21 protein-coding genes are annotated in these 21,740 nt (G+C 58.6%); 4 read left to right on the forward strand and 17 right to left on the reverse strand.

The features are described 5' to 3' along the window. Nucleotides 1-16: 16 nt before the first annotated feature. The 9 genes from ispD to B3Y70_RS16595 all read right to left on the reverse strand — a co-directional run bounded on the left by ispD (nt 17) and on the right by B3Y70_RS16595 (nt 11,789). On the reverse strand, nt 17-718 hold the full coding sequence (ispD, locus tag B3Y70_RS16555; RefSeq protein WP_153741322.1) for a 2-C-methyl-D-erythritol 4-phosphate cytidylyltransferase: 702 nt from the start codon (nt 716-718) through the stop codon (nt 17-19). 151 nt (nt 719-869) lie between these two features. Beyond that, on the reverse strand, nt 870-1,142 hold the full coding sequence (locus tag B3Y70_RS16560; protein ID WP_011784438.1) for a septum formation initiator family protein: 273 nt from the start codon (nt 1,140-1,142) through the stop codon (nt 870-872). A 199-nt stretch (nt 1,143-1,341) separates the two neighbouring features. After that, nucleotides 1,342-2,637 carry a phosphopyruvate hydratase gene (gene eno, locus B3Y70_RS16565; RefSeq protein ID WP_011784437.1) on the reverse strand — a complete coding sequence of 432 codons (1,296 nt, stop codon included), beginning with the start codon at nt 2,635-2,637 and terminating at the stop codon, nt 1,342-1,344. Nucleotides 2,638-2,885: 248 nt separating this feature from the next. After that, nucleotides 2,886-3,731: a 3-deoxy-8-phosphooctulonate synthase gene (gene kdsA / locus B3Y70_RS16570; protein ID WP_199451760.1), complete on the reverse strand. Its 846-nt coding sequence runs from the start codon at nt 3,729-3,731 to the stop codon at nt 2,886-2,888. 2 nt (nt 3,732-3,733) lie between these two features. Beyond that, entirely contained in the window at nt 3,734-5,362 is a 1,629-nt protein-coding gene (locus B3Y70_RS16575) for a CTP synthase (RefSeq protein ID WP_011784435.1), read from the reverse strand. 88 nt (nt 5,363-5,450) lie between these two features. Next, a complete protein-coding gene (gene tilS / locus B3Y70_RS16580) occupies nt 5,451-6,788 on the reverse strand; it encodes a tRNA lysidine(34) synthetase TilS (protein WP_199451759.1) in 1,338 nt (445 codons plus the stop codon). After that, on the reverse strand, nt 6,772-7,725 hold the full coding sequence (gene accA, locus B3Y70_RS16585) for an acetyl-CoA carboxylase carboxyl transferase subunit alpha (RefSeq protein ID WP_011784433.1): 954 nt from the start codon (nt 7,723-7,725) through the stop codon (nt 6,772-6,774). Before accA ends, tilS begins: the two co-directional genes overlap by 17 nt. A gap of 102 nt (nt 7,726-7,827) precedes the next feature. Next, nucleotides 7,828-11,310 carry a DNA polymerase III subunit alpha gene (dnaE, locus tag B3Y70_RS16590; RefSeq protein WP_228285445.1) on the reverse strand — a complete coding sequence of 1,161 codons (3,483 nt, stop codon included), beginning with the start codon at nt 11,308-11,310 and terminating at the stop codon, nt 7,828-7,830. 2 nt (nt 11,311-11,312) lie between these two features. Next, nucleotides 11,313-11,789, reverse strand: coding sequence for a TlpA family protein disulfide reductase (locus tag B3Y70_RS16595; RefSeq protein WP_014421922.1), 477 nt, complete (start codon nt 11,787-11,789; stop codon nt 11,313-11,315). Nucleotides 11,790-11,856: 67 nt separating this feature from the next. On the opposite strand from B3Y70_RS16595, the gene arsC reads away from it, so the two are divergent. The 4 genes from arsC to B3Y70_RS16615 are packed head-to-tail and all read left to right on the forward strand — an operon-like array spanning nt 11,857 to nt 15,065. Next, nucleotides 11,857-12,210, forward strand: a complete 354-nt coding sequence (gene arsC, locus B3Y70_RS16600; protein ID WP_014421923.1) for an arsenate reductase (glutaredoxin) — start codon at nt 11,857-11,859, stop codon at nt 12,208-12,210. 15 nt (nt 12,211-12,225) lie between these two features. Continuing rightward, nucleotides 12,226-12,831 (forward strand): NAD(P)H:quinone oxidoreductase, encoded by a 606-nt coding sequence (gene wrbA, locus B3Y70_RS16605; RefSeq protein ID WP_273031838.1) that lies wholly within the window; start codon nt 12,226-12,228, stop codon nt 12,829-12,831. A 42-nt stretch (nt 12,832-12,873) separates the two neighbouring features. After that, nucleotides 12,874-13,233: a DUF2069 domain-containing protein gene (locus B3Y70_RS16610; RefSeq protein ID WP_014421925.1), complete on the forward strand. Its 360-nt coding sequence runs from the start codon at nt 12,874-12,876 to the stop codon at nt 13,231-13,233. A 26-nt stretch (nt 13,234-13,259) separates the two neighbouring features. Next, entirely contained in the window at nt 13,260-15,065 is a 1,806-nt protein-coding gene (locus B3Y70_RS16615) for a GspE/PulE family protein (RefSeq protein ID WP_286895482.1), read from the forward strand. Between the two features lie 13 nt (nt 15,066-15,078). Here the strand turns inward: B3Y70_RS16615 and B3Y70_RS16620 are convergent, their stop codons facing one another. From B3Y70_RS16620 to smrA, 8 genes are all read right to left on the reverse strand, one after another. Continuing rightward, nucleotides 15,079-16,140 (reverse strand): DUF3080 domain-containing protein, encoded by a 1,062-nt coding sequence (locus B3Y70_RS16620; protein WP_199451756.1) that lies wholly within the window; start codon nt 16,138-16,140, stop codon nt 15,079-15,081. A gap of 10 nt (nt 16,141-16,150) precedes the next feature. Beyond that, nucleotides 16,151-16,843 (reverse strand): acireductone synthase, encoded by a 693-nt coding sequence (gene mtnC, locus B3Y70_RS16625; RefSeq protein ID WP_273031831.1) that lies wholly within the window; start codon nt 16,841-16,843, stop codon nt 16,151-16,153. Beyond that, nucleotides 16,843-17,400 carry a 1,2-dihydroxy-3-keto-5-methylthiopentene dioxygenase gene (locus B3Y70_RS16630; protein ID WP_011784424.1) on the reverse strand — a complete coding sequence of 186 codons (558 nt, stop codon included), beginning with the start codon at nt 17,398-17,400 and terminating at the stop codon, nt 16,843-16,845. Before B3Y70_RS16630 ends, mtnC begins: the two co-directional genes overlap by 1 nt. Beyond that, nucleotides 17,397-18,023, reverse strand: coding sequence for a methylthioribulose 1-phosphate dehydratase (locus tag B3Y70_RS16635; protein WP_014421930.1), 627 nt, complete (start codon nt 18,021-18,023; stop codon nt 17,397-17,399). Before B3Y70_RS16635 ends, B3Y70_RS16630 begins: the two co-directional genes overlap by 4 nt. An 89-nt stretch (nt 18,024-18,112) precedes the next feature. Further along, nucleotides 18,113-20,311, reverse strand: coding sequence for a xanthine dehydrogenase family protein molybdopterin-binding subunit (locus tag B3Y70_RS16640; RefSeq protein ID WP_121208673.1), 2,199 nt, complete (start codon nt 20,309-20,311; stop codon nt 18,113-18,115). A gap of 1 nt (nt 20,312) precedes the next feature. After that, a complete protein-coding gene (locus tag B3Y70_RS16645) occupies nt 20,313-20,801 on the reverse strand; it encodes a (2Fe-2S)-binding protein (RefSeq protein WP_023011385.1) in 489 nt (162 codons plus the stop codon). Nucleotides 20,802-20,860: 59 nt separating this feature from the next. Then, on the reverse strand, nt 20,861-21,052 hold the full coding sequence (locus tag B3Y70_RS16650; RefSeq protein WP_023011386.1) for a hypothetical protein: 192 nt from the start codon (nt 21,050-21,052) through the stop codon (nt 20,861-20,863). 53 nt (nt 21,053-21,105) lie between these two features. Further along, entirely contained in the window at nt 21,106-21,687 is a 582-nt protein-coding gene (gene smrA / locus B3Y70_RS16655) for a DNA endonuclease SmrA (protein WP_286895473.1), read from the reverse strand. Nucleotides 21,688-21,740: the final 53 nt, after the last annotated feature.

A 21,740-nucleotide genomic window follows, 5' to 3' on the forward strand; every position in this document is an offset into this window, starting at 1 on the left:
AACAGAATGCAGGGAATCACTGACGTCCGAGGATAAACTCCGCCAGCGCCAGATCCGAGGGGACCGTAATCTTCAGATTATCCGGGCGCCCTTCCACCAGAACCGGCATGTTACCGGAAAACTCCATGGCAGAGGACTCATCCGTAATCGCCTGGCCACGTTCCAGACACAATGACAACGCCTGTTTTAACGCTCCGAACCGGAACATCTGCGGCGTCAACGCCCGCCACAACCGGCTCCGGTCAATGGTCTCACTCACCACCGGCAATGATCCGGCCTCGGCAAGCTTCAACGTGTCCGCCACCGGCGCAGCCAGCAAACCACCCACCGGATGCTCAGACAACGTCTCAATTAGACGGGACAGATCTTCAGAATGAACACAGGGCCGCGCCGCATCATGTACCAGCACCCAGTCATTATCCGCCGCCTGCCCCTCCAGGGCTACCAGAGCCGACAACACCGAATCCGCCCGTTCTTTGCCCCCACTACAGGTCTGCACCCGATCATCCCTCGCCGACTCACTCTCCGGCCACCAGTGGTCCTTCGGATTCAGCGGCACCATACAACCTTTAAACGGGGCGTTGTCCAACAAACGGGACAGGGTGATATCCAGGATGAAACGGTTATTGATTTTGAGGTATTGCTTGGGGCATTCGGCGTTCATGCGCTGGCCGATACCGGCGGCGGGGACAATAAGCCAAAGATCTGCATTTTTCATGGGACGGCACTTCAAAGGTCAGGTGAGCGTCGGGGAGTGTCTCTCCGGGAATTTCGAAGGCCAGGGATGGCCTGAGAGAAGCGCACATGGATGTGCTTGTAGCGGTTCCCGGAGAGACACTCCCCGGCGCTCGCACCACCCGGGTCTGAAATCAATTTTCAACAACGAGAAAGAACGTCTCATCCTCACGAATCAGGCCAAGATTCATCCGGGCCCGCTCCTCAACGGCGCCCTGCTCATTGCGAAGATTCCGCACCTCCGCATAAAGCCGGTCATTCCGGGCCGCCAACTCGGCATTCTCTTCCCGCTGCTCGGCAATCGACTGCTCCAGGGCCCACACCTGCGCAAAACTGCCCTCCCCGATCCACAGGCGAACCTGCAGCAGGAGTATCAGCACTACCAGAATGGCCCAAAGCGATTTCATGCCGAATCCGTACAGAAAATGAACAACAAAATAAACGAGTCGAGGGTCAAGTATAGACCTTATAGTAGATTAGCAACAATTTTCTGTAAGTCACTGTACAAAAAGGCCATCGTGTCTGAATTTTCATTCAGAACGCGATGGCCTTAACATTTTGTTACCTGCCGGAATGGACCGGCAGGTCAGAAAACGTCGCTAATCCTCAACCCTGACCTTTGATTTCGCTCAGGCCACGGTATGGTGCCTTGCCTTCCAGCGCCTCTTCAATACGCAGCAGCTGGTTGTACTTGGCAACCCGGTCGGAACGACACAGAGAACCAGTCTTGATCTGGCCAGCACAGGTAGCTACGGCCAGATCCGCAATGGTGGTATCTTCGGTTTCACCGGAGCGGTGAGAAATGACCGCCGTGTAGCCAGCATCCTGAGCCATCTTGATGGCATCCAGAGTCTCGGTCAGGCTACCGATCTGATTGAACTTGATCAGAATGGAATTACCAATGCCCTTCTCGATACCCTGCTTCAGAATCTTGGTGTTGGTGACAAAAAGGTCATCCCCGACCAGTTGAACCTTGCTGCCCAGTTTGTCGGTCAGCACTTTCCAGCCGTCCCAGTCGCTCTCGTCCATACCATCCTCGATGGACACAATCGGGTAACGGTCGCACAGGCCGGACAGGTAATCGGCAAAGCCTTCGGAATCGAAGCTCTTGCCCTCACCAGACAGCTGGTACTGGCCATCTTTGTAGAACTCGGAAGAGGCACAGTCCAGCGCCAGAGTGACGTCTTTGCCCAGTTCATAACCGGCTTTCTCGACGGCTTCCTTGATCGCCGCCAGGGCTGCTTCGTTGGACGGCAGGTTGGGGGCAAAACCGCCTTCGTCGCCTACGGCTGTATTCAGGCCCTGGGCCTTCAGCACTTTCTTGAGGCTATGGAAGATTTCGGCACCAACGCGCAGGGCTTCACCGAAGCTGTTCACGGAGACCGGCTGGACCATGAATTCCTGGATGTCGACGTTGTTGTCGGCGTGCTCACCACCGTTGAGGATGTTCATCATCGGCACCGGCATGGAGAATTTGCCGGAGGTGCCGTTTACATCGGCGATGTGCTCATACAGAGGCTTGCCCAGGGAGACAGCTGCGGCTTTGGCAGCAGCCAGGGATACGGCCAGGATGGCGTTGGCGCCCAGGTTGGCTTTGTTTTCGGTGCCGTCCAGGTCGATCATGATCTGGTCCAGACTGCGCTGGTCGGCGGCATCTTTACCCAGCAGGGCGTCACGAATCTGACCGTTGATGGCTTCAACGGCTTTGCGAACACCTTTACCGAGGTAACGGGAGGCGTCACCATCGCGCAGTTCCAGAGCTTCGCGGGAACCGGTAGAGGCGCCGGACGGTGCGCAAGCGCGGCCCAGTGTACCGTCTTCCAGGATGACGTCTGCTTCCACGGTGGGGTTACCACGGGAATCCAGAACCTCACGGGCTTTGATGTTGGCAATCTTGGTCATTCGTATGGTTCTCCAGATTTTATCTTCTAAACACTGAACAAGCTTTGAATTTTGGTGCAAGAGCAAACAACTGGAAGGCCTTGGCGAAAACCGCTACGAGCACATCCATGTGCGCTTCTCTCAGGCCATCCTTGGCCTTCGAAATTTTCGCCAAGGCCTTCCAGCCGTTTGCTCACGAAACCTGCAGTATGCCGTCAAACTGTTTAACGCCAGAAATCTGCGGGCTTTTAAATTGCCAACACCGCCAATCAGGCGGTGTCGATAGGTTTAAAACTTTTTACCAGATCGTCGACAGCTTTCACTCGCTCAAGGAACGGTTCCAGCTGGCTCAGGCGCAACGCGCAGGGGCCATCGCATTTGGCGTTATCCGGGTCTGGGTGAGCCTCAAGGAACAGGCCCGCCAGGCCCTGAGACATTCCCGCCAGGGCCAGGTCGGTGACCTGGGCACGACGCCCGCCGGCGGAGTCGGCACGACCGCCCGGCATCTGCAGGGCGTGGGTGACGTCGAAGAACACCGGCACGTTCATCTGTTTCATGATGCCAAAGCCGAGCATGTCCACCACCAGGTTGTTGTAGCCGAAGCTGGTGCCGCGTTCGCAGAGGATGATCTGGTCGTTGCCGGCTTCTTCGCACTTGGTGATGATATGCTTCATTTCCTGGGGTGCCAGGAACTGGGCTTTCTTGATGTTGATGACCGCACCGGTTTTGGCCATGGCCACCACCAGGTCAGTCTGGCGACTCAGGAAAGCAGGCAACTGTATGATGTCGCAGACTTCCGCCGCCGGGGCAGCCTGGCCGGGCTCGTGCACGTCCGAGATGATCGGTACGCCATACTTGCTCTTGATATCAGCCAGGATCTGCAACCCCTTGTCGAGGCCGGGGCCGCGGAAGGAGTTGACGGATGAGCGGTTGGCTTTGTCGAAGGACGCCTTGAATACGTACGGGATGCCCAGGCGAGTGCAGACATCCACATACTTTTGCGCGACTTCAAACGCCAGTTCCCTGGACTCAAGCACGTTCATGCCGCCGAACAGCACAAACGGCTTATCGTTGGCGATCTCAATGCCCGAGACGTTCAGGTTGCTGCGCGCCATAATCAGGATCCTTTCTTGTTCGCCAGCGCGGCTTCAACAAAGCCCTTGAACAGCGGATGGCCGTCGCGGGGTGTTGAGGTAAATTCCGGGTGGAACTGGCAGGCCACGAACCAGGGATGATCAGGTGCTTCCACCACTTCAACCAGTTTGCCATCGGCAGAGCGGCCGGAGATTTGCAGGCCTGCTTCTTCCAGTCTCGGCAGGAAGTGGTTGTTGACTTCGTAACGGTGACGATGGCGCTCACGAATGGTCTTCTTGCCGTAACAGCCAACGATGGTGGAGCCTTCGGTCAGCACACAATCCTGGGCCCCCAGACGCATAGTGCCGCCGAGGTCGGATTCTTCGGTGCGCTCTTCTTTTTCACCGGTGGCATCGAGCCATTCGGTGATCAGGCCGACAACCGGCTCCGGTGTGTGTTCACGGAATTCCGTGCTGTGGGCGTCTTTCAGGCCGGCCACGTTGCGGGCGTATTCGATAACCGCCACCTGCATACCCAGGCAGATGCCCAGATACGGCACCTTGTTTTCACGGGCGTACTGTACGGTGCGGATCTTGCCTTCCACGCCACGCTCACCAAAGCCACCGGGCACCAGAATGGCATCGGCGGATTCCAGCACGGAGGTGCCGTCGCGTTCGATGTCTTCGGAGTCGATGTAGTTGATGTTGACCTTGGTGCGGGTCTTGATACCGGCGTGCAGCAGGGATTCGATCAGGGACTTGTAGGCGTCCAGCAGCTCCATGTACTTGCCGACCATGGCGATGGTGACTTCATCCTGCGGATTCATCAGTGAATCCACAACCGCGTCCCATTCGCTCAGGTCTGCTTCACGGGCATCGAGACCGAAGCGTTCGATCACCAGCTGGTCCAGCCCGTATTCGTGCAGCATGCGCGGAATGGCGTAGATGGACCTGGCATCCTGCATCGGAATGACCGCACGCTCTTCCACGTTGGTGAACAGGGCAATCTTGCGACGGGAGCTGGCATCCACTTCGTGTTCAGAGCGGCACAGCAGGATATCCGGCTGCAGGCCGATGGAGCGCATTTCTTTCACGGAATGCTGGGTCGGCTTGGTTTTGATCTCGCCGGCGGTAGCAATGTACGGCACCAGCGTCAGATGCATGAACAGTGCACGCTGGGAGCCTACTTCCACCTTCAGCTGACGGCAGGCTTCCAGGAAGGGCAAGGACTCGATGTCACCCACCGTGCCACCAACTTCAATCAATGCCACATCGGCACCGGCTGCGCCTTCCACCACACGGCGTTTGATTTCATCGGTGATGTGCGGAATGACCTGAACGGTACCACCCAGATAATCGCCCCGACGCTCCTTGCGAATAACCTCTTCGTACACCCGGCCGGTGGTGAAGTTATTGCGCTTGGTCATTGGAGTGCGAATGAAACGCTCGTAGTGGCCAAGGTCGAGGTCGGTTTCCGCGCCATCTTCGGTGACGAAAACCTCACCGTGCTGGAACGGGCTCATGGTGCCGGGGTCCACGTTGATGTACGGGTCCAGCTTGAGAATGGTGACCTTCAGGCCGCGTGCCTCAAGGATGGCTGCCAGTGAGGCAGACGCAATACCTTTCCCCAATGAGGACACGACACCGCCGGTGACGAAAATATAACGCGTCATGCAGATTCCGTGATTATCTGGTTCGGTGAAGGAGGGAGATTATTCATCTCAAGATGGGACGCCAGACTACCAGAAAGCCCCTCTCTACTCAATCACAATCCCGCTCCACAATCAGCCGCCAGCCGGCGGCATGGGCGCCTCCGGAGTATTGTTCAGAACACCACAAATCGCCAATGGCAATCCATGCCTCTCCAGCCGCCGAGACCTCGTAAACCAGCGGCAGAGCCGCTCTCTCCCAGGGTGGCACGCCCTGCTCCTGCATCCAGGTTTTCAGCGATCGGGAGGGTAAATTGCTGCCGAACCGGATTCGCTCGCCGCCCTGCCTCGTAGATACCCTTATTTCCGGACAGGAGGCTTCCGTTGTAGCGCTCTGCGATGCAGGCACAAGCCGAAGGGTCCACCACCCCCACTCCATGACCTGGCCCGGCAACAAGGGCCTGGGACCCACAGGGATTGCGACCTGGGGCACCAGGTAAAGATGATCCCGATAACGGCGGATACAGAATCCGTCTCCACGAATTTCCGGAGTTCGATCCGACCCTGCATGAAGCAACTGGTCGAGTGCTGAGCACCAATCTGACAGCGCCGGAACCGGCAATCCCCGGCCATGAATCCACCAGCGCACCAGGTTCCGGCGCTCGATCTGCCCAAGTGCCGAGAACGGGGCCAGGCGGATTCGACCTTTATCGTCGCCGCAACTCTGCCATTGCAACTCCGCCAGCCTCTGACTCAGGGTTTCACTCTCGGCGCAGGCCCGGGCACTATGAGCAAGGCGCCTCAACAAACCCGGCCAACGCTGTTTAAGGCCCGGCATTACCGAGTGCCGCAGATAATTGCGGTCGTGTACTTCACTCTGGTTGCTGGGATCTTCTACCCAGCTTACCCCCTGCTCACGCGCCACCTGCTCCAATCGACTGCGGGATACGTCAAGCCAGGGCCGGTAGAGATGCCCCAGCCCGAGCGACCGGGCAGCAGGCATTCCGGCCAGACCGTTTACGCCAGTACCACGCAGCAGCCGGAACAGAACCGTTTCTGCCTGGTCGTCTGCATGGTGCGCCATCAGTAGAAGGTCGTTGTCTCCCAGAACCTTCCTGAAGACCTCGTAGCGCGCCGCTCTTGCTGACTCTTCGAGGCTCCCCGCGCCCGCAGCTACATTCACTCGACGCACCTGGAGTTCGACGCCCAGTCCAGCACAGAGATCGATACAGGCGCGCTCCGTCTGATCGTGATTGGACTGTAACTGATGATTGATATGCAACGCTCTGACGCGCGGATGGGCGGCCGCAACGACATGCAAAAGCAGGGATGAGTCCAGGCCGCCGCTCAGGGCGACCCAGAGTTCATCACAGGCGGGAAGTTTCTGAACCGGCCCGATCAGGTCTTCGGGCCAGGTATCCCGGCGAGCGGTGTTACCGCCCGCCGTCATAGCGGGTAAGACGCTCGTACCGGCGGGAAACCAGTTCATCCAGCGGCAATCGGCTCAGCTCAGCCACGCCCTGGGCCAGCGACGTCTTCAGGGTTTCCGCCATTTTTTCCGGATTACGGTGAGCGCCGCCCAGCGGCTCATCGATCACGTGATCCGCCACACCCAGCTCTTTCAGACGATCGGCGGTAACGCCCATGGCCTCAGCCGCCTGAGCAGCGTACTCGGCGCTCTTCCAGAGGATGGAGGCGCAGCCTTCCGGAGAAATAACGGCGTAGGTGGAGTACTGCAACATGTTGAGCTGGTCGCAGACACCGATCGCCAGTGCGCCACCGGAACCACCCTCGCCGATCACGGTAGAGATAATCGGAGTTTTCAGTCTCGACATCACCGCGAGGTTGAATGCGATGGCTTCACTCTGTCCGCGCTCTTCGGCACCGATACCGGGATAAGCGCCCGGGGTATCGATAAAGGTCAGAATCGGCATTTTGAAACGTTCAGCCATTTCCATCAGGCGCAGAGCCTTGCGATAACCTTCCGGACGAGGCATCCCGAAGTTGCGCTTGACCTTGTCCCGCACTTCACGACCCTTCTGGTGACCGATAATCATGACCGGCGTGTTGTCCAGGCGGGCCGTGCCGCCAATGATCGACAGGTCATCGGCGTAGCGTCGGTCACCATGTAGTTCATCGAAGTCTTCGAAGATCAGGTCGATGTAATCCTGGGTATAGGGCCGGCGTGGATGCCGTGCCAGACGAGCAATATCCCAGGACTTAAGGTCTGAGAAGATCGACTCGGTCAGGCTGATGCTCTTCTTTTTCAGGCGGCTGATTTCGTCGGTGATATTGATATCGGTGTCATTGCCCACCATGCGAAGCTCTTCGATCTTGGCTTCCAGGTCGGCGATCGGCTGTTCGAAATCCAGGTAGTTAGGGTTCATGATGTTCCATCATTTTATTGCCAGGCGGGCCGAAACCCGCCAAAACCAGAATTTGGGACAAAGATAGCAGCGCTGCCGGCACGGCTAAAGCGGACATTGGTCTTAATCATAGACCAGTTCCACAGACTGGTCGCCCACCAGGTGTTTCAGCTCGAACAACAGCGTGTCGTCTGGCTGTACCCGCCAGCTTTCACCCAGTTCGATACGTGTGCTGGCCTCGGCACTGCGGTACTCAATCCAGACCGGACTGCCTTCGTTACGAAACGGTCTGAGAGTATCATCCAGCTTGTCCAGAAGACCATTTTGCAACTGCTCTGAGCGCAACGCCAGTTTGATACCCCGGCTGAACTGCTGACGAGCAGTGGCCACATCCATCACACTACTGACCCGCATTTTCATCTGGCCGGAGTAGTCATCGTGGCTGACCTGTCCTTCCACCACAATCACCTGATCCGACTGCAGTAACTCCCGGTTCTCGAAGAAGGCCTCGGAAAACAGGGTAGCCTCAATCCGGGCACTGCGATCATCCAGGGTAATGAAACACATGGTAGAGCCGGTCTTGGTCTTCATGGTGCGCTGGGCCACCACCAGCCCGGCCACCCGCTGGGGCGATTTATTGGGTTTCAGATCGGCGATGGAGCAACGGACAAAACGGCGTACTTCCCGTTCGTATTCGTCAAAGGGATGTCCGGTAAGGTAGAGACCCAGAGTGTCCTTTTCACCTTTCAGGCGCTCTTTCTCCGGCCACTCCCGAACCTGGGCAACGTCCGCATAGGTGTCTTCATCATCGCCACCGCCCTCAAGCATCTCTCCGAACATGTCCACCATGCCGGCGGCATCGTTGCGGGACTGCTGATCCGCCTGCTGAATGGCCTTGTCGATACTGGCCATCAGCTTGGCGCGGTCGGCGCCCAGTTTATCCATGGCGCCAGAGCGAATCAGGGCTTCCATGGCCCGCTTATTGACCTTTTTCAGATCCACCCGGCGGCAGAAATCAAAGATATCCTGGAAGGGGCCTTCTTTGGCCGCTTCTACAATGCTCTCGATGGGCCCTTCACCGAGACCCTTGATCGCGCCCAGACCGTAGACAATCTGCCCCTGATCATTAACGGTAAAGGTATAGGCCGACCGGCTGACGTCCGGCACCAGCAAGTCCAGCTTCATGTTGCGGCACTCTTCCACCAGCGTCACCACCTTGTCGGTGTTCTGCATATCGGCAGTGAGTACCGCGGCCATAAACTCGGCCGGATAGTGGGCTTTCAGCCACAGAGTCTGGTAAGACACCAGCGCGTAGGCGGCGGAGTGGGATTTGTTGAAGCCGTAACCGGCGAATTTCTCCACCAGGTCAAAGATGTTTTCCGCCAGGGTCTTGTCTATGCCGTTGTTTTCACAACCGTCCAGGAAGATGGCTTTCTGCTTGGCCATTTCTTCAGGCTTTTTCTTACCCATGGCCCGGCGCAGCATGTCGGCGCCGCCAAGGGTATAGCCCGCCATCACCTGAGCGATCTGCATGACCTGCTCCTGGTACAGGATAACCCCGTAGGTGGGCTCCAGAACCGGCTTCAGGCCCGGATACTGGTAATCCGGGTGCGGGTAAGACAGCGGCTGACGGCCGTGCTTCCGGTCGATAAAGTCATCCACCATGCCGGACTGCAGCGGGCCCGGCCGGAACAGGGCAACCAGGGCGATCATGTCTTCCAGGGAATCCGGCTGCAGGCGGCGGATCAGATCTTTCATACCCCGGGATTCCAACTGGAATACCGCCGTGGTCTCTGCCTTCTTGAGCATGTCAAAAGAGGGCTTGTCGTCCAGCGGAATCGCGCTGATGTCGAGCTCGCCTTCCCCACGCTGCTGCCGGCGCGGGTTGATCATGTTCAGTGCCCATTTGATGATGGTCAGGGTTCGCAGGCCCAGAAAGTCAAATTTCACCAGGCCGGCGTCTTCCACATCGCCCTTGTCAAACTGGGTCACCAGACTGCCGCCTTCGTCATCACAGTAAAGCGGCGAAAAATCGGTGATCTTGGTGGGTGCGATCACCACGCCCCCGGCGTGCTTGCCGGCGTTGCGGCACACGCCTTCCAGCTTCAGAGCCATCTCCCAGATTTCCTGGGCTTCTTCATCCTGCTCCAGGAATTCCTTGAGCTGGGGCTCCTGCTCGATCGCCTTGTTCAGGGTCATGCCCACTTCAAAGGGGATCAATTTGGAGAGTTTGTCTGCCAGACCGTAGGATTTTCCCTGCACCCGGGCCACATCCCGCACCACCGCTTTGGCGGCCATGGTACCGAAGGTAATAATCTGGGAAACCGCTTCCCGGCCGTATTTCTGGGCGGTGTAGTCGATGACGCGGTCCCGGCCTTCCATGCAGAAGTCGACGTCGAAGTCCGGCATGGAGACCCGCTCCGGGTTAAGGAACCGCTCGAACAGCAGGTCGTATTCCAATGGATCCAGGTCCGTGATCAGCAGCGCATACGCCACCAGCGAGCCTGCACCGGAACCCCGGCCCGGCCCTACCGGAACGCCGTTGTTCTTGGCCCATTTGATGAAGTCCATTACGATCAGGAAGTAGCCGGGGAACCCCATCTGGATAATGATATCCAGCTCAAACTTCAGGCGCTTGTAATACTCTTCACGCTTTTGATCATACTCCGGATCGTCCTTGCTCAGGGTCTTCGCCAGCCGGGCTTCCAGTCCTTCTTCCGACACATGGCGAAAATATTCGTCCATGGTCATACCGTCCGGAATGGGGTAATTAGGCAGAAAGTATTCGCCCATCCGGACCTTCACCGAACAGCGCCTGGCGATTTCCACGGTGTTTTCCACGGCTTCCGGAATGTCCGAGAACAGCTCGATCATTTCCTCGGCGCTGCGAAGATATTGCTGGTCGCTGAACCGACGATCCCGCCTGGGATCGTCCAGAGTCCGGCTTTCTCCGATGCAGACCCGGGCTTCGTGGGCTTCAAAATCATCCGCCTCAAGGAAGTGAACGTCATTGGTCGCCACCACCGGCAAACCGAGTTCAGCCGCCAACTCCACACTCATGTGCAGACAATCCTCGTCACCGGCCCGCCCTGTGCGCTGCAGCTCCAGGTAATAACTGTCGGGATAGAGGTTTCGCCAGTAGTCTGCACGCTCCCTGGCCAGTTCCGGCTTCCCCGCCAGCAAGGCCTTGCCAACGTCCCCCATCTTGGCGCCGGACAGCACAATCAGGCCCTTGGCACGGGATTCCAGCCAGCTTTTCTGGACAATCGGCTTGCCGTAGCGCTGGCCTTCGGTATAGCCCTGGGAAATGATCTCCGTCAGGTTCAGGTAACCATCGTTGTCTCGGGCCAGCAAGGTCAGCCGGAACGGGGTTTCGGGCTCATCCGGATTCTCCAGCCAGATATCGGCACCGATAATGGGCTTGACGCCCGCGCCCATGGCGGCCTTGTAGAAACGTACCAGTGAGCACATGTTGGACTGTTCGGTCAGGCCAACCGCCGGCATGCCCAGTTCCGCGACCCGGCTGATCAACGGTTTGACCCGAACCAGGCCATCCACCATGGAGTATTCGGAGTGAACGCGCAGGTGTACAAAGGTGTTTGCCATGGTCATTCGCCAATCAGTGCTCGGATGTCTTCTTCGGTCTGGGGCCCGAATCGGGCCTCAATCAGGGTGCCTTCAGGATCCACAACGAAAGTGGCAGGCAGCGCCATCGGCACCTGCCAACCGAACCCGGGCCCCGGATCAGAGGCCAGCATGGTAAACTCAATCCCCATACGTTCGCCGAGTTCAACCAGCGGCACACCCGTAACGCCATCAAAATTAACCCCAAGCACCGCAATATCCGGAGCCTTGTCCAACTCGTTCAGCTCGGGGATTTCCTCAAGGCAGGGTTTGCACCACTCCGCCCAGTAATTCACCAGTACCCATTGGCCGCGGTACTTGTTCCAGTTGGCCAGGGTGCCGTCGGCCCGTTCCAGCTCGATCTTTTCACAACCTGAGACCAACAACAGCATCAGCATGAGTACCGGCCATGCCAGCCAACGTGCGCCACTACAAAAGAGCCCGGACTGAGGGTACTGCAAGGGTTATCCTCCTGTTAGACTAACGCCCCGGAAAAGTCTGCAATCAATAGGTTAAACGGCCACGACCATGACAGAAGCTACCCGTATTTTCCATAACCCCAGGTGCTCAAAATCACGCCAGACCCTGGAACTGTTGCAGCAAAAGGGCATCGAACCGGTGATTATACGCTACCTTGAGACGCCACCGACAGAGCAGGAACTTCTACACATTCTGGATCTGCTTGGTTGCGAACCCAGGGAACTCATGCGAACCAAGGAAGCCGAATACCGGGAACAAGGGCTGGACAACCCGGATCTCAGCCGAGAAGCCCTGATACGTGCCATGGCAAACACACCGAAGCTGATTGAGCGCCCGATTGTACTGGCCAATGGCAAGGCTGCCGTCGGCCGGCCTCCAGAAAACGTACTGGACATTCTCTGACTACCAGGGCCACCCATGACAGAAACAACTCCCTATGTGCTGGTGCTCTACTACAGCCGCAACGGACAGACCGCCGAGATGGCCACACAGATCGGCCGCGGCGTTGCCAGAGTGGCAGGAATAGAAGCCAGAATCCGGACGGTTCCGCCGGTTTCCCCGGATACCGCCGCCAGCCTGCCCCCGGTTCCGGATGCGGGAGCCCCCTATGCCACCAAAGCCGACCTGGCGGAGTGCGCCGGGCTGGCCATGGGTAGCCCGACCCGCTTCGGGAACATGGCAGCGCCACTCAAGCACTTTCTGGACGGCACCGGCGACCTCTGGCTCAACGGCAAACTGGCCGGCAAACCGGCAGGCGCCTTTACCTCCACCGGCAGCCTGCACGGGGGCCAGGAAACCACCCTGCTGACCATGATGATGCCGTTACTGCATCACGGCATGGTACTGTGTGGCCTGCCCTATTCCGAAAGCGCGCTCAACGAGACCGCCACCGGAGGCACACCGTATGGCCCCTCCCACTGGGCCGGCGCCGGTGAACAGCAGGCCCTGAGTGACCATGAGAAAACCCTGTGCCAGGCCTTCGGTGAACGCCTCGCCAGACTGGCCCTGAAACTGGCCAACTAAACTGGACCAAACTTTCAAACAACCCTTAATGCGGACTGCTCCATGCTCCACAACGACAAAGCCAGAAATACCGCACGCCTGACCATCGCCCTTTACCTCGCCGTGCTCGCCACCCTGCTGGTCACTACGTTCTGGCCCGCACCGGTGGAGGGTGTTTCCATACCCCTGATGCTGACCGTCAAACTCCTGCCGCTGCTAGCGTTCGCGGTACCGGTTTTCCGGGGTCACAATCGGGGTTATATCTGGCTGGCGTTTGTGGTGATTTTCTACTTCACTCAGGCCGTGGTTTCAGCCTGGCTGTCGGAGGGCGCCGCCGGTCCTGTGACACTGACTATCCTGACGTTCCTGTTGTTTACCGTTGCCATGGTGCACCTCAAGGTCAATCGACCGGTCGCAAACTGATGCTGATGGCTCCCGGAGGCACATAGATGGCGAATGACACCGTGACCATGCCGGCACCGCCGCATCGCCAGACCCTGACCCTGAGGGACATCTGCTCAGCGCTGGTGGAGAGCGGCGAGATCACCCAGCAGGATGCTGAAAAAGTACTGACGGCCAATCTCGGCGCCGCCTCCGGTGCCGGCCATACGCCACAGCGGCATCCTCTTGAACTGGTGGCGATTGCCGCACTGACCAGCCAGCGGAACGGCCGAACTCTTGATCTGGAGCGGCTGACCCATTGGCTTGCGCGCTGGGGTGGTCAGGACTACTACCATATAGACCCGCTCAAGATCGACACGCCGGCCATCGCGCGGGTGATGTCCTACGCCTTCGCACAACGCCATGGCATTCTCGCGGTGGAGATCACACCGGATGAAGTCGTAATTGCCAGCACCGAACCTTTCAAGCGGGAATGGGAAAGCAACCTCCGCCAGGCGGTACGCAAGGACATTCGCCGGGTGGTCGCCAATCCGGAGGATATCCGCCGTTACACGGTGGAGTTCTATCAACTGGCAAGCTCGGTCAGCAAGGCCAGTGGCGGCCAGTCGTCAGGCAGTGCCGGCAATCAGAATTTTGAACAGTTACTGGACCTGGGCGCCAGCGAAAATCCGGACGCCAACGACCAGCATGTGGTCAAAATCGTTGACTGGCTGCTGCAATATGCCTTCGAGCAGCGAGCCTCCGACATTCATATAGAGCCCCGGCGCACGGTTACCCAGGTGCGGTTCCGGATCGACGGGGTGCTGCACAATGTCTACGAATTCCCGGAACACGTTGGCGTGGCCGTGACCAGCCGCCTGAAAATCCTCGGGCGCCTGAACGTAGCCGAGAAACGACGGCCCCAGGACGGCCGCATCAAGACCCGCAAACCCGATAACAGCGAAGTGGAGCTGCGCCTGGCCACCATGCCAACGGCGTTCGGCGAAAAAATGGTGATGCGGATTTTTGACCCGGAGGTACTGCTCAAATCCTTCGAGCAACTGGGCTTCAGCAAGGAAGACCGGGAACGCTGGCAAACCATGACCTCGCGGCCCCACGGTATCGTGCTGGTAACCGGGCCCACCGGTTCCGGTAAAACCACCACGCTGTATTCCACGCTCAAACAACTGGCATCTCCGGAGCTCAACATTTGCACCATTGAGGATCCGATCGAGATGGTGGAGCCCTCATTCAACCAGATGCAGGTGCAAACCAATATCGACCTGACCTTTGCCCACGGTGTTCGCGCCCTGCTGCGGCAGGACCCGGACATCATCATGATCGGTGAGATCCGGGATCTGGAAACGGCTGAAATGGCAGTGCAGGCAGCGCTGACCGGGCATCTGGTTCTCTCAACGCTGCATACCAACGATGCCCCCAGCGCCATCACCCGCCTCATGGAGCTGGGCATTCCGCCCTATCTGATCCGGGCCACGGTACTCGGCGTGATGGCTCAGCGACTGGCGCGTACACTCTGCCCTCACTGCAAGAAGCCCGGGGAGTCGGATGCTCAAGCCTGGCAGACGCTGACCCGGCCGTGGAAGGCACTGCTGCCCCGGCAGTTCTACCAGCCTGTCGGCTGCCTGGAATGCCGGAACACCGGTTACATGGGCCGAGCCGGGGTATACGAGATTATGGCCCTGTCAGACAAACTCACCCGCCAGATCACCGATCGCTGCGAGCTGGAACAGCTTCGGTTGGATGCCTACAAAGAAGGCATGAAGTCGCTTCGGCTCAATGGCGCCCAGAAAGTGGCAGCGGGACTGACCACGGTGGAGGAAATTCTGAGAGTAACGCCGGAAAGCCAACTCTGAGTAAAACGGACAATCAGGCGCCCGGACGAAGCCCGCACTGCCCCAACAGATCCTGCCAGTGCCGGGTATGGCGCATCATGGCCTGATCCAGTTCCTGCCAGAGGCTATTCTTGGTATCAGCCGCCAGATGGCGCTGGTACCAGGGCGTAAAACTCTCAGGCATCACGGCTTGCTGCTGCCTGGCGAGTTCCGCAAAGCCTGCAATCAGCGAATCCCGTGCCCGGCTGACATCACTCATGTACGGCTGGATTTTTCCGATATAGATACTGAGGAAGAAGTTCTGAACAATTTCCGACTGGTTATTGGGCTGGCCGTTGAGACACAGCGGCCTGCCCTCCAATCGAGTGCCGAGCAGCTCGGTGCCGGCATTCAGGGTGCTGATCAGCAAGCGCGCGCTGTTAATAGTCTGGCCCGCCAGCACATCCGCCTGCCAGCGCTGATGAACCTGGCCGAGGTTCTCCAGAGATAGCTCAAGCTTATCAGCCAGTATGGCTTCCACCTGGCGGTTCAACTGCTGCAGATCCCTGACCAGATCCGACGCGGGATTACCCGCTTCCGCCACCGGATAATAGCCTTTAGACAGGGTAAACTGGCGCTCCACCTCTTCGGTCCCCCAGGTGGCATTCCAGACCGCCAGCGGCAGACTGTCCCGTTTGCTTTCAATGGCGGATTCCAGAGCTTCTGTGAGTTCCTCGTCGTCTACCTGGGGCAGACAGGCCTCCGCAGCTCGGATAAAACGAATCTCATAGCGTAACTGATTGATGGGCTGCATCACCTTGCCCATCACGGAATTGCGTTCGCCCACCACATACTGAAGCTCGCAGCCGTACAGCGACAGAAAATCCAGCATGCCCAGATCCAGCTCCGGCAGGGCAAGTATACGTTCTCTCCGCCTGGGTGGAATGGAGGCGGCGGGCAGCTCGGCCCTGGGAACGGGCGCGGTATCGAGTACCCGGGCCAAACGTTCCAGGTACTCATCGGTGAGGGATTCAGCGTCTGAAAAGGGATTGCACCCGAGCAGGCTCAGTGCACACACAGCCGGTACCAGCCATGAATACCAGCGGCGCCCGGGCATGAATCACCTCCTATCGTTTGCGCAACAGCGCATCAACCTCCGAAAAATCCCTGGCCACGACCCGAGCGGTATCCGGCAGTTCGCCCTCTCGTACCAGCCAGGCGGTTTTCAGGCCGGCTTCCTCGGCGGCACGCAGCTCTTCCTCAACATCGGACAGAAACAGCACTGTGCCCGCGTCTACCCCCAGCTCCGCAAGAATGTTGCGATAGGACTGGGACTCCTTTTTGCCCCCGACGGCCGTGTCGAAATAACCAGAGAAGAAAACTGTGAAGTCGCCTTCATTGCTATGACCGAAGATCAGCTTCTGGGCCTTGACGGACCCGGAGGAATATACGAACAGTCTCAGGCCCCGATCATGCCAGCGCTTGAGATAATCCGCGGCATCCGGATAGATATGGCCTTTCAGTTCACCGCTGTAGTACCCCTGCTCCCAGACCATGCCCTGCAGCGCCTTTAGCGCCCCCTCCTTGCGGTCTTCGGCAATCCACTCTTGCAGCACATTGATGAGGCCATCGATATCTTTCCGGTCGGTACCGCTGATCTCTGCCACCCGAGCCAGCTGTTCCGCCACCGCCGGCAAGGTTTGATGGTTGGCCCGGATAAACTCCGGCAAGTGCTCGCTGGCGTAGGGAAACAGGACATCGTGTACGAAGGAGATCGAACTGGTGGTGCCCTCGATGTCCGTCAGGATCACTCGAATCATCAGGCCCCTCCCGCCAGGCTCTCATAACGTGGCAGCCGGGAAGCGATATCCTCACCGGTAAAGCTCGCAACCCAGCCTTCCGGGTTGCTGAATAACCGGATACAGGTGAATTCAGGCTCCGGCCCCATATCAAACCAGTGCCGGGTGCCGTCAGGCACACTGATCAGGTCATTCTTCTCGCACAGCAGCGCGTATACCTGGTCACCGAAGTGCAGGTAAAACAACCCCTGACCACGAACGAAGAAGCGCACTTCGTCCTCGCTGTGGGTGTGCTCATCCAGAAACTTCTGCCGGAACGCGTCTTTCTGGGGATGATCCGCGGTCAGGCTGACCACGTCGGCGGTCTGAAACCCCCAATCCTGCTTGAGCCGTGCCACTTCGTCGGCATAGGCCTCAAGAATTTCCTCCTGAGTGGCATCGGCCGGCAGATCGCGGGTTGCCCAACGATCGAAATGCACACCGTGGGCACTCAGTTTATTCCGGATGGTGTCCGGGTCTGTTACGACCGTCTGGGCCTGCTCGGGCTGGTTCTGATGAAAAATGCTCAGGGTGGTCATCGGCGTACCCTCATGGTTTCGAGTTCACATTCAAAAAGAAATTCAAACGCTTCAATATGGCGCAGGCAATCGGCCATGGTGCGGCCCCAGGTGTAAAGACCATGGCCGCGGATAAGGTATCCAGGCTGTTCCGGGTGCCGCGCAAACCAGTCCCGGGTTTCCTCAGCCAGTGCCGGAATATCCTGGGTGTTGTCGAACACGGGAACAATCAGCTTACCCTCATGGGTTTGCACGCCATTGAAGGCTTTCTGTAGCTCATAGCCTTCAAGCTCCAGTGCCTGCCCCGCCGGGATCAGGCGGCTAAGCACGGTAGCCTTGACCGAGTGGGTATGCAGAACGGCGCCAACCTCGGAATAAAGCTGATAGATCACCGTGTGCAGAAGGGTTTCTGCCGACGAGCGGCAATCGCTTTGCACCGCCTGGCCATGAAGATCCACCACCATGACGTCGCCTGCGCCCAACTGGCCCTTGTGCCGGCCAGATACCGTAATCGCCACATGGTCGCCATCGATACGGGCCGAATAATTACTGCTGGTGGCGGGCGACCAGCCGCGGTCGTAGAGAAAGCGGCCGGCCTCGACGATGGATTGGGCGGCGGTGGCGTAGCGGGTTACATCAAACACAGGCATCCTCCGGGTTGGTACGAGCCCTGCCCGGGCGCGAATCTGGCGCCATTATAGAACCACCCAAGCCCGGGTAAAACCGATTCCGCTCAGGCTTTAAGGGGCAGACGGCGCTGGCGCTTGCCGGTCAGCGCAAACAAGGCGTTGCCCAGGGCCGGAATCACCGGCGGGACGCCAGGTTCCCCAACGCCGGTGGGCGGCTCTTCGCTGTCGACAATATCCACCACCATCTCCGGTACCTGATGCATGTGCAGCAGACGATAATCGTGGAAGTTACTTTGCTGCACCTCGCCGCCGTCCAGGGTAATTTCCCCGTTCAGCGCCGCCGTCAGGCCAAAGACAATGCCGCCGGTCATCTGATCCTCGACAATTCGCGGGTTCACCACCTGACCACAGTCCACGCTGCAGGTGACCTTGTGAACGCGAATTCCGCCCTGCTCAATACTGGCTTCCACCACCTGGGCAACATAGGTACCAAAGCTCTTGAACAAAGCCACTCCGCGCGCCCTGCCCTCTGGCACCGGCTGGTTCCAGCCCGCCAGCTCGGCAGCCCGCTCCAGAACCCGCCGATGACGGGGCTCACTCTCCAGCAGTTTCAGCCGGAAACTGACCGGATCTTCGTTGGCCTGGCTGGCGAGTTCATCCATAAAGGTCTCGACCGCGAAACCATTGTGGGAATAGCCCACGGATCGCCACCAGGTAATTGGCACGCCCGGGTCAGTATGGGTATGCCGAACCCGGACATTGGGTACCGCGTAGGGATAGCCAATAGCCCCCTCAATGGCCGAAATGTCTTTCGGGGTTGCGATACCTTCAACCATCAGGCCAACCCTGCCCAATGTTCCGTACAGTAATTTTGGTGCCCAGGGGTACTGGGCTGGTGCAGCGTTCCGGACGTACCAGTCAAGTATCTGCGGGCCAACAATCTGATGATCCCAGCCCGTCAACTGCCCATCCTCCAGACTGGCCGCCATACGATGCAACATGGCCGGGCGGAAAAAGCCATGGCGGGTGTCTTCTTCCCGGGACCAGATCAGTTTGACCGGCACTTTCACCCGGTAGGCGACCAGGGCCGCTTCCTCAATGTAGTCCTGAGTCAACCTGCGGCCGAAGCCACCGCCAAGAAAGGTCGTGTGGATAGTCACGTCATCCGGAGAGAGATCGGTGTGTCGCGCGGCGGCTATGCGGCCCAGATCCGGCGCCTGGGTCGGCGCCCAGACTTCCATGCCACCGTCCCGATACCAGGCGGTCGCATTCATTGGTTCCATGGTGGCGTGGGCCAGGTACGGCTGCTCATATTCAGCCTCCACCAGGGTACCCGCTTTCTCCAGAACAGCCTCGGGGTCACCGTCCACCCGTTCGTCCTCGCCGGGATCGTCACCGGCGGCCTGACGATAGTGTTTGAACACGTCCGGATTGGATAACCCGACGGCCTCGGAAAAATCCCACTCAACCGCCAGCGCTTCCTGAGCCTTGCGGGCTCGCCAGTAGCGATCTGCCACTACGGCCACACCGCGCTCGGTGATGAAGGCATCAAGCACGCCCGGCATGGCCCGAACCTGATCGCGGTTGAAACTGACCGCCAGTCCGCCATAGCGGGGGCTCCGGGTCATAACGGCATAGACCATATCCGGCAGCTCTACGTCTATCCCGTACATCGCCTGGCCGGTGGACTTGGCCTCGGCATCCAGCCTTCCGGCCTGTCGGCCGATGTATTTCCACTGGGAACGGGGTTTCAGTGGCACATCACCACGAATCACCTCTTTGTCCGCCAACTCCACCAGTTTGCCATAGGGCATGGAATCCAGGCCGTTGGGGTGGCGTACGTACCCGCCCTCCGTTTTGCATTGTCCCGGCTCGACCCGCCAAACCCGGGCGGCGGCCATCACCAGCATCAGTCGCGCCGAAGCTCCGGCCTCCCGCAGGGGCTGCCAACTGGAGGCGACACTGGTGCTGCCACCGGTAAGCTGAAGCCCGAACAACGGGTTACGGTACTCCGGAGCAACCGGGGCAAATTCCACGCGAATGGCCTCCGGCGCTACATCCAGCTCCTCCGCTATCAAAGTGGTAAGACCGGTGTAGGTGCCCTGGCCCATCTCAACCCGATCGAGGGTGAAAATAATGTCGTTGTCCCGGGTGAGTTCCAGCCAGGCGTTCGGTTTCCATTCACCGGTTTCAGGCTCATAGCCGGTTTGCACGGAGGCACAACCAGGCAGATTCAGCGCCAATAGCAGTCCACCGGAAGCCGAGGTGCTGACCTTCAGGAAATCCCGTCGATTCATCGCCATATTACGCATCCTCCCCGGCCGGCTGGTACTGACCCACACCACCGGCGACGGACTCAACCGCAGCCACAATGCGAGTATAGGTGCCGCAGCGACACAGGTTGCCGGTCATGGCGGTGACGATCTGTTCGCGATCCGGAGAGGGGTTGTTGGCCAGCAGGTGCGCGGCCGTCATGATCTGGCCAGACTGGCAATAACCGCACTGGGGCACCCCCTGTTCCACCCAGGCTTTCTGTAACGGATGCAACTCGCCATCAGCGGACAGGCCTTCGATGGTGGTGATTTCGGCACCTTCAGCCATCTCCACCGGCGTAGAGCAGGAACGGGCGGGCTGACCGTTCAGGTGCACAGTGCAGGCGCCACAGAGGCCTGCACCACAGCCAAACTTGGTCCCTTTGAGCCCAAGTTCATCCCGCAGCACCCATAACAACGGGGTATCGGGTTCGACATCCAGCGAATGCTGGCGACCGTTCACAGTCAGCGTGAAAGCCATTCCGTGCTCCTCATCATGTTATTGTTTTGGCAGGTTCGGCGCGTTTTACCGCCACGCCTTTACTTGACGACGTCTTCACCATCCTTGTTTACCCAGATTTTGCGCTCACCGGTTTCCAGCTTGCCGTTGGAATCCCACACTTCACGGTTCTGGGTGGCACTTTCCACTTTGCCGTTATCGTTCCAGATTACCCGGTCTTTACAGCCGGCCAATGTCAGTACAGAAATCAAAGCCACAAAAATCAAACGCATCTTAATTCTCCCGATTCGGTGTTTCCGTCGTAGCGAATGATCCAGACGATTCCTTATCTGGAACCATGGATCTCCCGATTATGCTGTTTTTCCCGATCGTTTTTCCTGACCATTACGTAAACCGCGCCGGTGCCACCGTGGTGTTTCTTTGCCGAATGGAAAGCGAGAACGTTGTCCAGCTCCGGCAACCACTTCGCCAGGTAGCTCTTGAGCTGGGCGATGCCATCAGGATTGCGTTCTCCCTTGCCGTGCAGGATGATCACCGAGCGCAAACCGTAATGTACGCAGTCGTTGATAAAACCGAACACTTCCCGGCGGGCTTCCTCCACCGTCATGCGATGCAGATCCAGCCGGGCCTCGATCGGGTAGTGGCCAAGACGCAGCTTGCGGAAAACCCCATGCTGCACGCCTGGGCGCTGCCAGCTGAGAATGTCGTGTGCCGTTAGCGGCTCTACCATATCGGACGTCAGTGGGTTCAGGTCTCGCACCGGCTTTTCAACCGCCGCCCTCTGGCGTTCAAGGTGCCCGGGCGTCAGCTCCTTGGGCACCGATACTTCGGCCCGATTGGGTTTGCGTATCCGCTGCACATCCTTCATTTCTTCGAGGAAGGCAAGGCGTTCATCTTTACTGGTCATGACACTAACTGATTCCGGTTTGACGAGTATCAGAACTCTATCACCGCACCGGT

This window comes from Marinobacter sp. UBA5687 (assembly GCF_002420325.1).
Lineage (GTDB): Bacteria > Pseudomonadota > Gammaproteobacteria > Pseudomonadales > Oleiphilaceae > Marinobacter > Marinobacter nauticus.

What these genes read in the sequence shown, in the direction of transcription:
- B3Y70_RS16630 (WP_011784424.1), bottom strand. Translation starts at nt 17,400, where the DNA reads ATGACCACCCTGAGCATTTTTCATCAGAACCAGCCCGAGCAGGCCCAG.
- wrbA (WP_273031838.1), top strand. Translation starts at nt 12,226, where the DNA reads ATGACAGAAACAACTCCCTATGTGCTGGTGCTCTACTACAGCCGCAAC.
- accA (WP_011784433.1), bottom strand. Translation starts at nt 7,725, where the DNA reads ATGAACCCTAACTACCTGGATTTCGAACAGCCGATCGCCGACCTGGAA.
- B3Y70_RS16650 (WP_023011386.1), bottom strand. Translation starts at nt 21,052, where the DNA reads ATGCGTTTGATTTTTGTGGCTTTGATTTCTGTACTGACATTGGCCGGC.
- B3Y70_RS16645 (WP_023011385.1), bottom strand. Translation starts at nt 20,801, where the DNA reads ATGGCTTTCACGCTGACTGTGAACGGTCGCCAGCATTCGCTGGATGTC.
- ispD (WP_153741322.1), bottom strand. Translation starts at nt 718, where the DNA reads ATGAAAAATGCAGATCTTTGGCTTATTGTCCCCGCCGCCGGTATCGGC.
- dnaE (WP_228285445.1), bottom strand. Translation starts at nt 11,310, where the DNA reads ATGGCAAACACCTTTGTACACCTGCGCGTTCACTCCGAATACTCCATG.
- arsC (WP_014421923.1), top strand. Translation starts at nt 11,857, where the DNA reads ATGACAGAAGCTACCCGTATTTTCCATAACCCCAGGTGCTCAAAATCA.
- B3Y70_RS16560 (WP_011784438.1), bottom strand. Translation starts at nt 1,142, where the DNA reads ATGAAATCGCTTTGGGCCATTCTGGTAGTGCTGATACTCCTGCTGCAG.
- B3Y70_RS16620 (WP_199451756.1), bottom strand. Translation starts at nt 16,140, where the DNA reads ATGCCCGGGCGCCGCTGGTATTCATGGCTGGTACCGGCTGTGTGTGCA.
- B3Y70_RS16610 (WP_014421925.1), top strand. Translation starts at nt 12,874, where the DNA reads ATGCTCCACAACGACAAAGCCAGAAATACCGCACGCCTGACCATCGCC.
- smrA (WP_286895473.1), bottom strand. Translation starts at nt 21,687, where the DNA reads ATGACCAGTAAAGATGAACGCCTTGCCTTCCTCGAAGAAATGAAGGAT.
- B3Y70_RS16575 (WP_011784435.1), bottom strand. Translation starts at nt 5,362, where the DNA reads ATGACGCGTTATATTTTCGTCACCGGCGGTGTCGTGTCCTCATTGGGG.
- eno (WP_011784437.1), bottom strand. Translation starts at nt 2,637, where the DNA reads ATGACCAAGATTGCCAACATCAAAGCCCGTGAGGTTCTGGATTCCCGT.
- B3Y70_RS16640 (WP_121208673.1), bottom strand. Translation starts at nt 20,311, where the DNA reads ATGGCGATGAATCGACGGGATTTCCTGAAGGTCAGCACCTCGGCTTCC.
- mtnC (WP_273031831.1), bottom strand. Translation starts at nt 16,843, where the DNA reads ATGATTCGAGTGATCCTGACGGACATCGAGGGCACCACCAGTTCGATC.
- tilS (WP_199451759.1), bottom strand. Translation starts at nt 6,788, where the DNA reads ATGACGGCGGGCGGTAACACCGCTCGCCGGGATACCTGGCCCGAAGAC.
- kdsA (WP_199451760.1), bottom strand. Translation starts at nt 3,731, where the DNA reads ATGGCGCGCAGCAACCTGAACGTCTCGGGCATTGAGATCGCCAACGAT.
- B3Y70_RS16615 (WP_286895482.1), top strand. Translation starts at nt 13,260, where the DNA reads ATGGCGAATGACACCGTGACCATGCCGGCACCGCCGCATCGCCAGACC.